Origin of the sequence: Curtobacterium sp. MCBD17_035 (assembly GCF_003234815.2) — a bacterium.
Taxonomy (GTDB): Bacteria; Actinomycetota; Actinomycetes; order Actinomycetales; family Microbacteriaceae; genus Curtobacterium.
The window spans coordinates 3,301,166-3,315,659 of record NZ_CP126279.1 but is presented as its reverse complement, the minus strand read 5'-3'; the positions used below and the strand labels follow the sequence as shown (position 1 = coordinate 3,315,659).

The following is a 14,494-nucleotide window of genomic DNA, read 5'->3' as shown; positions in this document are numbered from 1 at the left end:
ACCTAGTGTCTCCGGAGTGACCACGGGGACCAGCATCGACCGACGGGCCGTGCTCAAGGCCCGGCACCGGGCGGCGATCCTCGACGCTGCTCGCGCACTGACCGCCGAACGGGGCGGCCCCCGGTTCAGCGTCGACGAGCTCGCCGCCCGAGCCGACGTCGCGCGCCGCACGGTGTTCAACCACTTCTCGTCGATCGACGAGGTCGTCCTCACGCTCTGCGGCGAGCTGCTCACCGTCGTCCTCGACGACTTCGTGGCGACGGCCACCGCGACGCCCGTCGGCAACGGCGACCGGGCCTCCATGTTCGACGAGATCGCCGAGTGGTTACGCGTCGCGGACCTGCCGACCGCGATCTCGTCGATCGTGCGCGTGCTCGGTGAGCCGCCCGAGGAGGACCGCCGCGGCCGTCTGCTCATCGACGAGGCCTTCGACCGGTCGACCGCCGTCCTCGTCGACGAGGTCCGTCGCCGCAACCCGTCGGCCGACCCCCTCGACGCCGAACTCCTCGTGACCTCGCTCATGAACGGCGTCGTCGTGATCTCGAAGCACTGGGTCCTCCGCACGGGTGCGAGCACTGACGGCGACGGCCGCGCACAGTGGGACGCGTTGCTCGGCCGACTCATCGACAGCGTCCGCAGCGGCTACATGCCCCAGCACTGACCACGAGGGGTCCACCGGCGTACCCCGATCCCAGCAGCACCACCACCGCACAGAAAGGAACGGGGCACCAGCATGGCCGGTCTCCTCTACCGCCTCGGACGCTTCGCCGCGCGCCGACACTGGTCCGTCGTCGTCGCCTGGATCGTGATCCTGGCGCTCGCCGGGGTCGGGTACAGCCTGTTCGCCGGGACGATCTCGTCCTCGATCACCATCCCGGGGACCGCGACGAGCAAGGTGACCGACGAGCTCGCCAAGAAGTTCAAGTCCGCCAGCGGGGGCAGCGGCACGATCGTCTTCCAGACGACGAGCGGCGACGCGTTCACGGCCGACCAGAAGTCCGGCATCAAGTCCTTCCTGTCGACGATCGACGGGTACAAGGGCGTCCGGGCGACCACGAACCCGTTCACCACCCAGCAGGAACTGGCGGACCAGCGCCAGCAGGTGCAGGACGGCAAGCAGAAGATCGTCACGGGCAAGCAGCAGCTCGCCGACGCGCAGGCGCAGATCGACGCAGGCCAGCAGCAGCTCACCGCCGGACAGCAGCAGATCGACGCCGCACAGCAGCAGCTCGACCAGCAGAAGGCGCAGGCCCAGGCGGCCGGTCAGCTCGCGGCGGTGCAGGCGCAGCTCACGGCCGGCCAGGCGCAGATCGACGCGAACCAGCAGAAACTCGACGCGAGCAAGGCGACGCTAGCGACCAACCAGCAGAAGCTCGACGCGAACCGGAAGAGGCTCCAGCAGAACGAGACGAAGCTCGACCTGAGCTCGCAGTTGCTCGACCTGTCGAAGAACATCCGCTTCGTGTCGTCGAACGGCAGTGCCGCGGTGGGCACGGTGTCGTTCCAGAAGGCGACGATCGCGGTGCCGCAGACGCTGAAGAACAAGATCGTCGACAAGTCGGAGCACGCCGGCATCGACGGCGTGCGGGTCTACCCGTCGAACGACATCGCGCAGGGTGTCCCGAGCATCCTCGGCCCCGGTGAGGTCGTCGGCATCGTCATCGCCGCGATCGTGCTGCTCGTCATGCTCGGCACGGTCATCGGCGCCGCGCTGCCGCTCGTCAGCGCGATCCTCGGGGTGGGCGTCGCCACGCTCGGTGCGATGTCGTTCTCGGGCCTCGTCGAGTTCATCTCGGTGACGCCGGTGCTCGGGGTGATGCTCGGTCTGGCCGTCGGCATCGACTACTCGCTGTTCATCCTCAACCGGCACCGGTCCCAGCTGAAGCAGGGCATGGAGCTGCACCAGTCGATCGGGCTGGCGAACGGCACCTCGGGCAACGCGGTCGTGTTCGCGGGGTCGACGGTGATCGTCGCGCTCCTCGCGCTCAACATCACCGGCATCCCGTTCCTCGGGCTCATGGGCACGGTCGGCGCCGTCGCCGTGGCGGTCGCGATCCTCGTGGCCATCAGCTTCACGCCCGCGATGCTCAGCCTCGTCGGCTTCCGCATCCTCCGTCGGAAGGAGCGCGCGGCGATCGGGCGCACCGGCTCGGTGCGGATCCCGAACAAGCCCATGGCGACCTGGCGCGCGATCGTCACCCTCGTGGCCGGCGTCGCGGTGCTCGGGGTCGTCGCCCTGCCCGCCATGCACATGCGCCTCGGGCTCCCGACGGGTGCCGCCGAGGCCACCGACTCGAGCCAGTACAAGGCGTACAAGGTGCTCGAGCGCGAGTTCGGTGCCGGTCAGAACGGCCCGATCCTCGTCGTCGCCGACCTGCCGCACAAGGCGACCGGCAACGACCTGCTCCGGCAGGAGGTCGCGATCGGGCAGAAGATCGCCGACCAGGGTCACGTGCACGCCGTCGCACCGATCGGGGCGTCGTCGGACGGGACCGTCATCGCGTTCCAGGTGCAGCCCACGGGCGGACCCTCGAGCGTGTCCACGGAGAACCTCGTACACGACCTCCGCGACCTGTCGCCGGTCAAGGCCGACGGGGGGAACGTGCACCTCGGTGTCGCCGGCAACGCGAGCGCGAACATCGACGTCTCCGAGAAGCTCGCGGACGTCCTGCCGCTCTACCTCGTCGTGGTCGTCGGACTCTCGCTCATCATCCTCATCATCGTGTTCCGGTCGTTCCTCGTACCGCTCACCGCCACCGCGGGCTTCGTGCTCTCGCTCCTGGCGGCGTTCGGTGGCCTGACCGCGATCTACCAGTGGGGCTGGCTCAGCCAGGTGTTCGGGGTGCACGACCCGGCGCCGATCCTGAGCTTCCTGCCGGTGATCGAGGTGGGCGTGCTGTTCGGGCTCGCGATGGACTACCAGTTGTTCCTCGTGTCGGGCATGCGCGAGGCATACGCCCACGGGGCCCCGGCGAAGATCGCGGTGCAGCGGGGCGTCCACGCGGGCCGGGCGGTCGTCACCGCGGCGGCGATCATCATGATCTCGGTGTTCTCCGGCTTCATCTTCTCGGAGTCCTCCACGATCCGACCGATCGGGTTCGGGCTGGCGTTCGGGGTGCTCGTGGACGCGTTCATCGTCCGCCTGTTGCTCATCCCGGCGGCCATGCACCTGCTCGGGCGCGCGGCCTGGTGGTTCCCGAAGTGGCTCGACCGGATCGTGCCGGACGTCGACGTCGAGGGTGCGAAGCTCGAGCGGGGCATGCCCGCCCGCGGGGACGACACCCACGCGGAGCACGGCCACCACGCGGCCCCGGTGGCCGAGGACGCCGCTCCGGCGGTCGCCCACCACGAGCACCCGGAGCACCGCGCCTGACCGCGTCCGCTCGCGCCTGAGGGGGCGCCGCATCACCACCCGGGAGGCGGGACCTGCGTCGAGCACGCGGGTCCCGCCTCCCGTCCGTCGCGGCCCGCGAACGCGGGGTGCAGTGCTTGCACTATTGCGGGTTGTGCAAACCTGCGGCAGGTGTAAAGTTGCATCTACTGCAAGGTTGTATGCCACCGTCGGCACCCCGACGAGGTCGGCTCCCTGCAGGCGACGCACGCATCTCCACACCCATCCGAAGGACCGCAATGTCAACTGCCTCCGCTCCCGCGCAGGTCCGGCGCAGCGCTCCAGGATCGGCGCCCGCATCGGGCTCGCCGATCATGAGCCACCGCCAGATCCTGCTCGTCATCTACGGCCTCATGGCCGGCATGTTCCTCTCGTCCCTCGACCAGACGATCGTCGGGACCGCCATCCGCACCATCGGTGACGACCTGCACGGTCTCAACGAGCAGGCGTGGGTGACCACCGCGTACCTCATCACCTCGACGATCACCACGCCGATCTACGGCAAGCTCTCGGACCTGTTCGGGCGCCGCCCGCTGTACATCTTCGGCATCTCGGTGTTCGTCGTCGGGTCGCTGCTGTCGTCCTTCTCGACCTCGATGCTCATGCTCGCCGCGTTCCGCGCGTTCCAGGGCATCGGTGCGGGCGCGCTCATGTCGCTGCCCCTCGCGATCATGGGCGACATCCTCGCGCCCCGTGAGCGCGCGAAGTACCAGGGGTACTTCCTGGCCGTGTTCGGCATCTCGTCGGTCATCGGCCCGCTCGTCGGTGGTCTGTTCTCGGGCGCCGCGCAGATCCTGTTCATCACGGGCTGGCGCTGGGTGTTCCTGGTGAACGTCCCGATCGGCATCGCGGCGTTGCTCATGGTCATCGCGTTCCTGCACCTGCCCAAGACCGGCGAGAAGCGCACGCCGCGGATCGACTGGTGGGGTGCCACCTCGGTCATCGTGACCCTCGCGCCGCTCCTGCTCGTCGCCGAGGAGGGCCGCGACTGGGGCTGGGGTTCCGCCGGCGCCATCACCTGCTACGCCGTGGGGGTCGCCGGACTGGTCGGGTTCCTGGTCGTCGAGACCCTCATGAAGGACGACGCGATCATCCCGCTCAAGCTGTTCCGCTCGGGCGTGTTCTCGATGGCGACCGTCATGGGCTTCCTCGTCGGGTTCGCGATGTTCGGCGCCATGCTGACCATCCCGTTGTACCTGCAGATCGTCACCGGGCTGTCCCCGACGGCGTCCGGCTTCGCCACGCTGCCGATGATCGGTGGCCTCATGATCGCGTCGATCGTGTCCGGTCAGATCGTGTCCCGCACCGGCAGGTACCGGATCTTCCCGGTCACCGGCACCGCGTTCACCGCCGTCGGCTTCGTCGTCCTGACGTTCATGACGATCGACAAGCCGCTCTGGTTCCTCATGATCGGCATGTTCTTCATCGGTCTCGGCCTCGGCCAGCTCATGCAGACCATCACGCTCGCCAGCCAGAACTCGGTCGAGCCCCGGGACATGGGTGTCGCCACGAGCTCGGCGACGTTCTTCCGGCAGATCGGTGGAACGCTCGGCACGGCCGTGCTCCTGTCGGTGCTGTTCTCCCTCATGCCGACGAACATCGTGACCGCGATGTCGGACAGGACGGACCTGTCGAGTGGCCTGAACGCCGCTCTGACCCCCTCGGTCGCGAACGCGTCCGAGAACAAGGGCGTCATGCACCAGATCTGGAACCCGATCGTCACACCCGTCAAGGCGAAGATCCAGGGCAAGCTCGACCAGGGCACGACCGCTGCGAAGGCGGCAGCGGACCAGCGGGTGACGCAGCAGGTGACCGCCGCCGTCCAGCAGCAGGTCGCCGCCGGGGCCGTCCCGGCAGCCGCCGCGCAGACGGTCATCCAGCAGCAGGTCGCGACCGCCCGGCCCGCCGCCGAGCAGCAGGCCCTGACCGCGGCCGCCGCGAAGGCGCACGCGTCGGTGTCGAACGGCAGCCTGCGGATCGACTACAGCGACGCCGGTCAGCGAAAGCACGTCGTGAACGAGGTCGCACCGGCCATCGCGAAGCAGTTGCGGAAGGGCACGTCGGGCTCGAGCAGTTCCGCGAGCGAGACGAGCGACACGTCGTACCTCAACGGCGCGGACGCGCGGCTCACCAAGCCCTTCATGACCGGCTTCAACGCCTCGGCCGTGTCGATCTACTGGGTCGGCCTCGGCGTGATCCTGCTCGCGTTCGTCCTCAGCTGGTTCTTCAAGGTGCCGCCGCTGCGGCAGCGGTCCGCACTGCAGGAGCAGGCCGACAAGGACCAGACGGCCGACGACCTCGAGGTGGAGGCCGTGCGCGCCGCCGACCTCACCGGCTCGTTGACCGCCCCCGCGACCGGGTCGATCCCGGTCTCCAAGTAGGGCAGGACCGCGGCGCCGTCGCCGTCCGACAGGACGGGGGCGGCGCCGCACCGATCCGGCGCGACCGCTGCCGGACGACCACGACCACCAGGACGGAGACGACGTGGACACCAGCGCCACGCTCGACACGGCCGCGATCGACATCGCGGGCGTCGACCCCGAGTCATCCACGCTCCGGGCCCGCAAGAAGCGGCAGACCCGCGGGCACATCCAGGACGCCGCACGCCGCCTGACCGCCGAGCACGGCCTCCATGGCGTGACGATCGACGCGATCTGCGCCGAGGCCGGTGTCTCGACCCGCACGTTCTTCAACTACTTCCCGTCGAAGTCCGCCGCGGCGCTCGGGCTGCCGGACCTCCGGATCGACGATGCCCAGCGGGCACGGTTCGCCGCTGGGGAACCCGACGCCCTCGTGTCCGACCTCTGCGCTCTCGTCGCGCACGTCGTCGCCGAGACCGGCGCCTCACCGCACGAGAAGGCCGTCATGAAGGACCTCATCACCGAGCAGCCCGAGCTCATGCCGGCCGTGCTCAAGTGGATGGCGGACCTGCGGAAGGACCTCGTGGCGATCGCCGCCGGTCGTGTGCCCGAACGGACCGCTCGACTCGCGGTGACCCTCGTGCTCGGTGCGTTGCTCGAGGCCGTCCATCAGGGCGGCAGCACCACCGATCCGGACTTCGCCGACCGGATCACCGCGACCGTCGCCGAGATCGGGGCCCTCGCCTCCTGACCGTCGGACCCGACATGCGCCAGCATGGAGCGGACGGGTGCGTCGCGCCCGTGCGTTCGAAGGAGAACCCGTGCCGCTGACCGACCTCGTCCCCGATCCCGGCGCCGTCGAGCGCATCGCCACGGGGAGCACCTGGGCCGAGGGCCCTGTGTGGATCCCGGCGACGCGGACCCTCCGCTGGTCCGACATCCCCGGCGACCGCATCATGCAGTGGCACGCCGACGACGGCACCACGAGCGTGTACGCCGACCGCGTCGAGTTCACGAACGGCCGGACGCTCGACCGGGACGCCAGCGTCGTGCAGTGCTCCCACGGCCGGCGACGCGTCGAGCGGGACCGCGACGGCGTCGTCGAACCGATCGTGGCGAGCTGGGACGGGGTGCGGTTCAACTCCCCGAACGACGTGGTCGTCGCACCCGACGGCACGATCTGGTTCACCGATCCCGACTACGGGATCACGCAGTCGCGTGAGGGCCACGCCGGGTACCTGGAGTACGGGGACCACGCGGTGTTCCGGTTCGACCCCGCGACCGGCCGGGTCCGCCCGGTCGTGCTCGACGTGGAGGAGCCGAACGGGTTGGCGTTCTCACCCGACGGGACGACGCTCTACGTCGCCGATTCGTCCGCATCCGAGGGCTCGGACGTCGGGAACCGGTGGATCCGGGCGTACGACGTCGTGGATGGCATCCGGTGCAACAACGGCCGCGTCTTCGCCCAGTTCGCGGTCGACGAGGGCGTCCCCGACGGCATCCGCGTCGACGAGGACGGGAACGTGTGGAGCTCGAGCGCACGGGGCATCATCGTCGTCGCACCCTCGGGGGACCGGATCGGGACCGTGCCCGTCCCCGAGGTCGTCGCGAACCTCTGCTTCGGGGGCGACGACGGCACGACGCTGTTCATCGCGGCGACGACGTCGATCTACCGTGTCGCGACCACGGCGCGGGACGCCCACGGGATCGCCCTCCGCCCGTGAGCGGGAGCGCGGCACCAGGTCCGGCGGCACCGGGTCCGGCGGTACCGGGTCCGGCGGTACCGGGCTCGGCGGCACCGGGCTCGGCGGTGCTCGTCGTCCCGGATGTCGCGGCGTGGCGCGCCTGGCTCGACGCACACGAGGACGACCCCGACGGCGTGTGGCTCGTGCTCGCGAAGAAGGGCACGGTCGACCCGACCTCGCTGACGTACGACCAGGCCCTCGACGAGGCCCTGTGCAGCGGTTGGATCGACGGGCAGAAGCGGGGGAACGACGCCGCCACGTTCCTCCAGCGGTTCACGCCGCGGCGCCGGACGTCGCTGTGGTCGCAGCGGAACATCGGGCTCTTCGCGGCCCTGACGGCGCAGGGGCGGATGCGACCGCGTGGCCAGGCGGAGGTCGACCGTGCCCAGGCCGACGGGCGATGGGCCAGCGCGTACGCCGGGTCGGCGGCGATCGCCGAGCCGGAGGACCTGACAGCGGCGCTCGCGGCATCGTCCGCGGCGGCCGAGCGCTTCGCGACGCTGAATCGGCAGAACCGGTACGCGGTGCTGCACCGGATCACGACGGCGCCGAGTCCGACGGCCCGGGCGAACCGGCTGGCGAAGCTCGTCGCGATGCTCGAGCGCGGGGAGACGCCCTACCCGCAGTGACGCCGGGCGTGCGGACCGGCGAGTGCGGACCGGCGAGTGCGCGCGTGGACGACGAAGGGCGCGCGTGGACGACAGCGCAGTTGTCGTCGGGGCGCGCGGTTCGGAGGTGCAACACGAGGGCGATGCGCGTCATGTGTCGCGGAGCCCTTGCGGAGGAGGGGTGAGGTTAGGCTAACCTCACCTACGTGACCGACGACCGGACCGAGGCGGCCTCACCCGCGCGTGCGGTGCGACGCTCATCCGTCGCCCCCTCCGGGCTCGACGCCACCGGCATCACCGTGGCGTACGACCGCGTCGACGTCGTGCACGCGGCCGATCTGCGGCTCCGCCCGGGTCGTGTCACCGCGCTCGTCGGCCCGAACGGCAGCGGGAAGTCGACGCTGCTCCGCACCCTCGCCCGGCTCCAGCACGCCCGCACGGGCAGCATCACCCTCGGCCCCGACCACGCCGACCACGCCGACCACGCCGACCGCGCCGACCACGCCGACCGCGCCGACCACGCCGACCGCGCCGACCGCGCCGACCGCGCCGACCACGCCGACCGCGCGAGCGACCCCGACCAGGTCGACGCCCTCGCCCTGGCACCGGCCCAGTTCGCCCGCCGCGTCGCGCTCCTGACCCAGGGCCGCCCGACCCCCGGGGGCCTCCGCGTCCACGAGGTCGTCGCGTTCGGCCGGCACCCGCACCGGACCCGTTGGACACGCAGCGATCCGGGAGGCCCGGCCGCCGTCGCGCACGCCATGACGGTCACCGGCGTGGCCGAGCTGGCGGAGCGCCCCGTCGACCAGCTCTCGGGTGGCCAACTCCAGCGTGTGTGGCTCGCGAGCTGCCTCGCGCAGGAGACCGGGGTCCTCCTGCTCGACGAGCCGACGACGTACCTGGACCTGCGCTACCAGGTGGAGCTGCTCGACCTCGTCCGCGACCTCGCCGACGAGCACCGGATCGCCGTCGGCATCGTCCTGCACGACCTCGACCAGGCCGCGGCCGTGGCGGACGACGTCGTCCTGCTCGCCGACGGCCGCGTCGTCGCCACGGGCACCCCGGCGGACGTCCTCACCGCGACCACCCTCAGCGCCGTCTACGGCATCCGGATCGAGGTGGACGTCGACCCGGCAACGGGCGCCGTCCGCACCCGGGCCGTCGGCCGACACCACGACCGATCCGGAAGGCTCCACCCCACCCCATGAAGCGCATCATCACCGCCGCGGCCCTCGCCGTCACCGCCGCCGTCGTCCTGACCGGGTGCGGCACCACCGAGGCGACCTCGAGCACGTCCTCGTCCACCGCGGGCGCGATCACGATCACCGACGCGACCGGCACGAAGGTGCACCTCGACGGACCGGCCACGAAGGTCGTCGGCACCGAGTGGAACGTCGTCGAGGACCTCGTCGCGCTCGCCGTGCAGCCGGTCGGCGTCGCGGACCCGAAGGGCTACGGGAACTGGGACACCGCCGCGCCGCTGACGGGCTCACCGAAGGACATCGGGACCCGCGGCGAGCCGAGCACCGACACCATCGCGTCCCTCGCGCCCGACCTCATCGTCGCCACGACGGACCTGTCGGCCGCGACCCTGGAGCAGCTCCGGGCAATCGCGCCCGTCGTGGCCGTGCGGTCCGCCGACGCCTCGCACCAGATCGAGCAGATGACGACCGACCTCGACATGATCGCGAAGGCCACCGGGCGGCAGCAGCAGGCGGCGAAGGTCATGGACCGGTTCCACGACGCCGTCGCCGCGGGCAAGGAGGCGATCACGAAAGCGGGGCGCTCCGGTGACGACGTCGCGTTCGCCGACGGCTACGAGGTCTCGAACCAGGTCACCATCCGGCCCTACGCCGACGGCTCCCTGATCGGCGACGTCACCGAGGAGCTCGGGCTCCACAACGCCTGGGACGTCACCGGCGACGGGAGCTACGGCCTGGGCAGCACCGACGTCGAGGGGCTGACGAAGCTCCCGTCGGGCGTGCAGTTCCTCTACCTCGCGAACGACGCGGACGGCGGCGACGTGTTCACGAGCGCCCTCGGTTCGAACGCCGTCTGGAAGTCCCTGCCGTTCGTCACCGCGGGTCACGTGCACCGGCTCCACGACGGCATCTGGCTGTTCGGCGGCCCGGCCTCCATGACCGCGTACGTGCACGCCGTCGTGACGGCGCTCACGAAGTGACGCTCCTGGCGCCGCGGCGGCCGGTCACCGTCACCGCGGTGCTCCTGGCCGGCGCGGTCCTCGTGGCCGCGCTCGCCGTCGTGGACGTCACGCAGGGCTCCGCGGCCGTCGGGCCGGCGGCGGTCTGGAGGGCCGTCACCGGTCGTGCGGACGAGGGCGACGCGTCCGTCGTGGTCGCGTCGCGCCTGCCGCGTGCGGTCGCGGGGATCCTGGTGGGTGCCGCGCTCGGCGTGGCCGGGTCGGCCCTCCAGGCCGTCAGCCGGAACCCGCTCGCCGCTCCCGACACGCTCGCCGTCGACGCCGGCGCGTACGTCGCGCTCACCGTCGTCGGGGTGACGGGGGTGCACCTGCCGCTCCTGGCCTCCTCGGGCGTCGCGTTCGTCGGCGGGCTCGTCGCGGCGGGCGTCGTGCTCGCGCTCTCGGGCCTCGGGTCGGGCACCGTCCGGCTCGTCCTCGCCGGCAGCGCGCTGGCGCTCGGCGTCGGGTCGGTGACCTCGACCCTCGTGCTGCTGTTCCCCGAACGGACCGAGGGGCTGTACCAGTGGAGCCAGGGGAGCATCGCGCAGAACGGCATGGGCGGTGTCGCGCAGATGGCACCCGTCGTCGCGGTGGGCATCCTCGGTCTGCTCGTGGTCGGACGGCGCATCGACGTGCTCGGGCTCGGGGACGACGCTGCGCGGGGCCTCGGCGTCGGCGTCCGCCGGACCCGCGTCGTCAGCGTCGTGCTCGCGGTGCTGCTCGCCGCGGCGGCGGTCACGCTCGCGGGTCCGATCGGGTTCGTCGGACTCTGCGCGCCCGCGCTCGCCAGGCCGCTGACACGACGCGTGTCCGGGCTCGCGCGGTCCGTCGTCGCACTGCCGCTCGCCGGGCTCGTCGGCGCGGTCGTCGTGCTCGGGTCGGACGTGCTGCTCCGCGCGGTGGTCGGTGGGGACGCCGCCGTCGGGGTCCCCACCGGTACCGTCACCACGTTCGTCGGCGCGGTGTTCCTCGTCGGCCTCGCCTTCCGCGCCCGCTCCGCCGGGGACACCACGACCGCGGGGGACCGGCTCCGGATCCCGAGCACCGTCGTGTTCGTGCTCACCGTCGTCGTGCTCGCCGCGGTGCTCGTCGGCACCGTCATCGCCGCGGTGCTGCTCGGCGACGCGAAGCTCCTGCTCGGCGACGTCGTCAACTGGGCCACCGGGCGAGCCGGGCCGATCGTGTCGTACGTGCTCGACACGCGTGTGCCCCGGGTGCTCGCCGCGCTCCTCGCCGGGGCGGCCCTCGCGCTCGCCGGCACCGCCGTGCAGGCCGTGACGCGGAACCCCCTGGCGGAACCGGGGATTCTCGGCGTCTCCGGAGGTGCCGGGCTCGGTGCGGTCCTCCTGCTCACCACCGTGCCCGTCGCGGGGTCGTGGGGCGTCGCGGCGGCGGCGCTCGCCGGGGCCGGGGTGGTCGCGGCGGTCGTGTTCGGGCTCGCCGCGCGCGGGGGCTTCCGGCAGGACCGGCTCGTGCTCATCGGCATCGGGGCCTCGGCGGCGACCACGGCGCTCATCGGGCTGCTCATCGCCCTGACCGACCCGTTCAACGCGACGAAGGCCCTGACCTGGCTGTCCGGATCGACCTACGGGCGGACGATGCCCGACGTCGTCCCGGTCGTCGTCGCGCTGGCGCTCGGCCTCGTGGTGGTCGGCCTGCGGCACCGGGCGCTCGACCTCGTGTCGCTCGACGAGGACACCCCGCGTCTGCTCGGGCTCCGGTTGCCCGCGACCCGGTTGCTGTTCCTCGTGACGAGCGTCGTGCTCACCGCGACCGCCGTCGCCGCTGTCGGCACCATCGGGTTCGTCGGACTCGTCGCCCCGCACGCGGCCCGGGCCCTGGTCGGTCGGCGGCACGCCCGCGTCGTCCCGGTCGCGGTCCTGCTCGGCGCGGTGCTCGTGTGCCTGGCGGACCTGCTCGGGCGGACCGTGATCGCTCCCGCGCAGATCGGGGCGGGGCTGCTGACCGCCGTGATCGGGACGCCGTACTTCGTGTGGCTGCTGGCGCGGTCGCGGACCTGAGGTCGTTGTGTCACTTCGGCAACTGCGCGAGCCAACGACGAAGTGCGGGGTCTGGCGACGGCGCACTTGTCGTCTGCGCGCGCCCTTCCCGCGCACGCCCTCTCGCGAGCGCCCTTCCCTGGCGACCGCGGCCAGTGAGAGCGGTTCGCGCGCCCCTGTGCCACAGTGGTCCGGTGCTCGGGGTCGTCGGGATCGGTCGGATGGGCTCGGCGTTGCTGCCGCACCTCGTCGCGCTCGGGCCCGTCGTCGCGCACGACATCGACCCCGCCCGCGAGCCGGACGTCCTCGCCGCCGGGGCGCGCTGGGCACCGTCGCTCGCCGAGCTCCTCACCCGCGTGGACGTCCTCGTCACCGTGCTCTCCGGACCACCCGAGCTCGGTGCCGTCATGGCGGAGGCGCTGCCGGGCCTCCCGGCCGGGGCGTTGTGGCTGGACCTGACGTCCGGTGATCCGCGGACGACGCGGGCGCTCGCCGCCGACGCGGCCGAGCGCGGCATCGACGTGGTCGCTGCGCCCATGGGCGGGTCCGTCGACGACGCGACGGCGGCAGCCCTCACCCTGTTCGCGAGTGGGAGGCCCGCAGCGGTCGAGCGCGCCCGTCCCGTCCTCGACGCCCTCACCGTGCGCGGAGCCGTCCGGCACGCTGGAGACCGGGCCGAGGACGGGCAGGTCGTCAAGCTGCTCGCCAACGCCCTGTGGTTCGCCCACGCCTCGGCGGCGACCGAGGCCCTGCTCGTCGGACAGGCGATGGGGCTCGAACCCGAGCACCTGCACGCCCTGCTCCGCACGAGCGCCGGGGGCAGCGTGTTCATGGACCGGCACCTCGACCACCTGCTCGACGGGGACGACATGACGACATTCGGCGTCGACCGGGTCGTCGAGGAGCTGGATACCGTCGCGGGGCTCGGGCGCGAGCGCGGGGTCCCGATGCCGGTGCTCGACGCCTCGGCGGACGTGCAGCGTGCAGCGCTCGAGCGGTACGGGCCGGTGCTCGGGGAGCTGCTCGGGGCGCGGTGGCTCGAGGAGCGGGCGGGGCGGCGGTTGCGGCGAGGCGAGGCGTGAGTGGAGGCCGGGTGGTGGGGAATCACGCGTTGCCGGAGAGCACGTCGAAGTCGCCGCAGATCGAGGGGTTCGGGTCGACTCCCGCGGACGGGGTGTCGCCGGTGTCGATGATGGCGACGTTGGCGAACCCGACTCCTTCGATGGAGGAATGGCCGAGCCAGCTCGCATGATGGTGCGTGTCAGGCAGAGCCCGCGACGAGGGGAGACGTCATGGATCGACGTGATCGCGATGTGGGCGCTCATCGCGCTTGACGTCGTCGCGGTGCTCTTGTCCACCAATGCTGTGTTCGACAGGAATCTCTATCTCTACGGGTCCGGGGTCTGTGGGACGGGTCGGCCCCACGGCGTGTGTTCGAACTCGGGTTTCCTCGTCAGCATGCCGCTGTCCTTCTTCGGCGGGATCGCCTCGGTGCTCGTCGGAGCACGCCTCGGGTTCCGGGCGCGGCGGCGAGGGCGTGCCGGAGCGTGGTTTCCGCTGTGCGCGTTGGGAGCGGTTCTCGCGCTCTCGGGGCTGGCCATCGTCGTCGTCCGGACCGCGACCGGTACGTGGTGATGGTCGTGGATCTGCGCCTGCATGAGCGCGAGGTCAGCGGTACACATCGCGCCGATGCCCGAGTGTGACGACGACCACCAGCAGGACACCATCGTCGATCGTGTAGACGATGCGGTAGTCGCCGACGCGCACGCGGAAGCCGTCGCGTCCCTGGAGCGCCTTGGCACCCGGTGGGCGAGGATCGTGACCGAGGAGCGCGATCGCACCGCGGATACGGGACCGGTCCTGATGGTCGATCCGCTTCAGCGCTCGAGCGGCGGCGGGACGGAGTTCGACGCGGTAGCTCACTGCCAGCCCAGGTCCGCCTTCACCTCGTCCCAGGGCACGTTCGGTCCTTCTTCTGCCATGGCGCTGTCGAAGGCAGCCACGTCCGCGGCATCCTCGAGGGCCTCCATCATCCGCTCGTAGTGTTCGGGGCTGACGAGGACGGCGGCACGCTTGCCGCGACGCTCGATCACGACATCGTCGTGGAGCGTGCTGGCGATGATCTCGGAGAGGTGGCTTCGTACTTCCGCAACGCTCACGACGGTCATCTGCACAATGTACAACTCGCAC

Annotated in this window: 13 protein-coding genes; 11 read left to right on the top strand and 2 right to left on the bottom strand. The window is 71.6% G+C overall.

Going from position 1 to position 14,494, the window contains the following annotated elements; genetic code table 11:
* Positions 1-16 precede the first annotated feature (16 nt).
* The 11 genes from DEI93_RS15680 to DEI93_RS15630 all read left to right on the top strand — a co-directional run bounded on the left by DEI93_RS15680 (position 17) and on the right by DEI93_RS15630 (position 13,939).
* Positions 17-661 carry a TetR/AcrR family transcriptional regulator gene (locus tag DEI93_RS15680; RefSeq protein WP_181435084.1) on the top strand — a complete coding sequence of 215 codons (645 nt, stop codon included), beginning with the start codon at positions 17-19 and terminating at the stop codon, positions 659-661.
* Positions 662-733: 72 nt separating this feature from the next.
* Positions 734-3,373, top strand: coding sequence for an MMPL family transporter (locus tag DEI93_RS15675; protein WP_111120440.1), 2,640 nt, complete (start codon positions 734-736; stop codon positions 3,371-3,373).
* A 257-nt stretch (positions 3,374-3,630) separates the two neighbouring features.
* Entirely contained in the window at positions 3,631-5,772 is a 2,142-nt protein-coding gene (locus tag DEI93_RS15670; protein WP_181436113.1) for an MDR family MFS transporter, read from the top strand.
* A 103-nt stretch (positions 5,773-5,875) separates the two neighbouring features.
* Positions 5,876-6,502, top strand: a complete 627-nt coding sequence (locus DEI93_RS15665; RefSeq protein ID WP_258372320.1) for a TetR/AcrR family transcriptional regulator — start codon at positions 5,876-5,878, stop codon at positions 6,500-6,502.
* 70 nt (positions 6,503-6,572) lie between these two features.
* Entirely contained in the window at positions 6,573-7,475 is a 903-nt protein-coding gene (locus tag DEI93_RS15660; RefSeq protein WP_349815068.1) for an SMP-30/gluconolactonase/LRE family protein, read from the top strand.
* Positions 7,476-7,561: 86 nt separating this feature from the next.
* The gene (locus DEI93_RS15655; RefSeq protein WP_111120438.1) at positions 7,562-8,125 is read left to right on the top strand and encodes a YdeI/OmpD-associated family protein; all 564 of its coding nucleotides are present in this window, start codon (positions 7,562-7,564) and stop codon (positions 8,123-8,125) included.
* Positions 8,126-8,310: 185 nt separating this feature from the next.
* Positions 8,311-9,312 (top strand): ABC transporter ATP-binding protein, encoded by a 1,002-nt coding sequence (locus tag DEI93_RS15650; RefSeq protein ID WP_502868531.1) that lies wholly within the window; start codon positions 8,311-8,313, stop codon positions 9,310-9,312.
* On the top strand, positions 9,309-10,286 hold the full coding sequence (locus DEI93_RS15645) for an ABC transporter substrate-binding protein (protein ID WP_111120437.1): 978 nt from the start codon (positions 9,309-9,311) through the stop codon (positions 10,284-10,286). The genes DEI93_RS15650 and DEI93_RS15645 overlap by 4 nt, the downstream gene beginning before the upstream one ends.
* Positions 10,283-12,325, top strand: coding sequence for an iron ABC transporter permease (locus DEI93_RS15640; RefSeq protein WP_111120436.1), 2,043 nt, complete (start codon positions 10,283-10,285; stop codon positions 12,323-12,325). The genes DEI93_RS15645 and DEI93_RS15640 overlap by 4 nt, the downstream gene beginning before the upstream one ends.
* 173 nt (positions 12,326-12,498) lie before the next feature.
* Positions 12,499-13,386, top strand: coding sequence for an NAD(P)-dependent oxidoreductase (locus DEI93_RS15635; RefSeq protein WP_111120435.1), 888 nt, complete (start codon positions 12,499-12,501; stop codon positions 13,384-13,386).
* Positions 13,387-13,534: 148 nt separating this feature from the next.
* Positions 13,535-13,939: a hypothetical protein gene (locus DEI93_RS15630; RefSeq protein ID WP_146244464.1), complete on the top strand. Its 405-nt coding sequence runs from the start codon at positions 13,535-13,537 to the stop codon at positions 13,937-13,939.
* Between the two features lie 33 nt (positions 13,940-13,972).
* Here DEI93_RS15630 and DEI93_RS15625 read toward each other — a convergent pair whose 3' ends face one another.
* Positions 13,973-14,227 carry a type II toxin-antitoxin system RelE family toxin gene (locus tag DEI93_RS15625; protein ID WP_111120433.1) on the bottom strand — a complete coding sequence of 85 codons (255 nt, stop codon included), beginning with the start codon at positions 14,225-14,227 and terminating at the stop codon, positions 13,973-13,975.
* Positions 14,224-14,472 carry a type II toxin-antitoxin system Phd/YefM family antitoxin gene (locus DEI93_RS15620; RefSeq protein WP_111011679.1) on the bottom strand — a complete coding sequence of 83 codons (249 nt, stop codon included), beginning with the start codon at positions 14,470-14,472 and terminating at the stop codon, positions 14,224-14,226. Before DEI93_RS15620 ends, DEI93_RS15625 begins: the two co-directional genes overlap by 4 nt.
* Positions 14,473-14,494: the final 22 nt, after the last annotated feature.

Excerpts from the sequence above, each read along its gene's own strand:
- DEI93_RS15670 (WP_181436113.1), top strand. The coding sequence starts at position 3,631 with ATGTCAACTGCCTCCGCTCCCGCGCAGGTCCGGCGCAGCGCTCCAGGA.
- DEI93_RS15645 (WP_111120437.1), top strand. The coding sequence starts at position 9,309 with ATGAAGCGCATCATCACCGCCGCGGCCCTCGCCGTCACCGCCGCCGTC.
- DEI93_RS15675 (WP_111120440.1), top strand. The coding sequence starts at position 734 with ATGGCCGGTCTCCTCTACCGCCTCGGACGCTTCGCCGCGCGCCGACAC.
- DEI93_RS15630 (WP_146244464.1), top strand. The coding sequence starts at position 13,535 with ATGGCCGAGCCAGCTCGCATGATGGTGCGTGTCAGGCAGAGCCCGCGA.
- DEI93_RS15620 (WP_111011679.1), bottom strand. The coding sequence starts at position 14,472 with ATGACCGTCGTGAGCGTTGCGGAAGTACGAAGCCACCTCTCCGAGATC.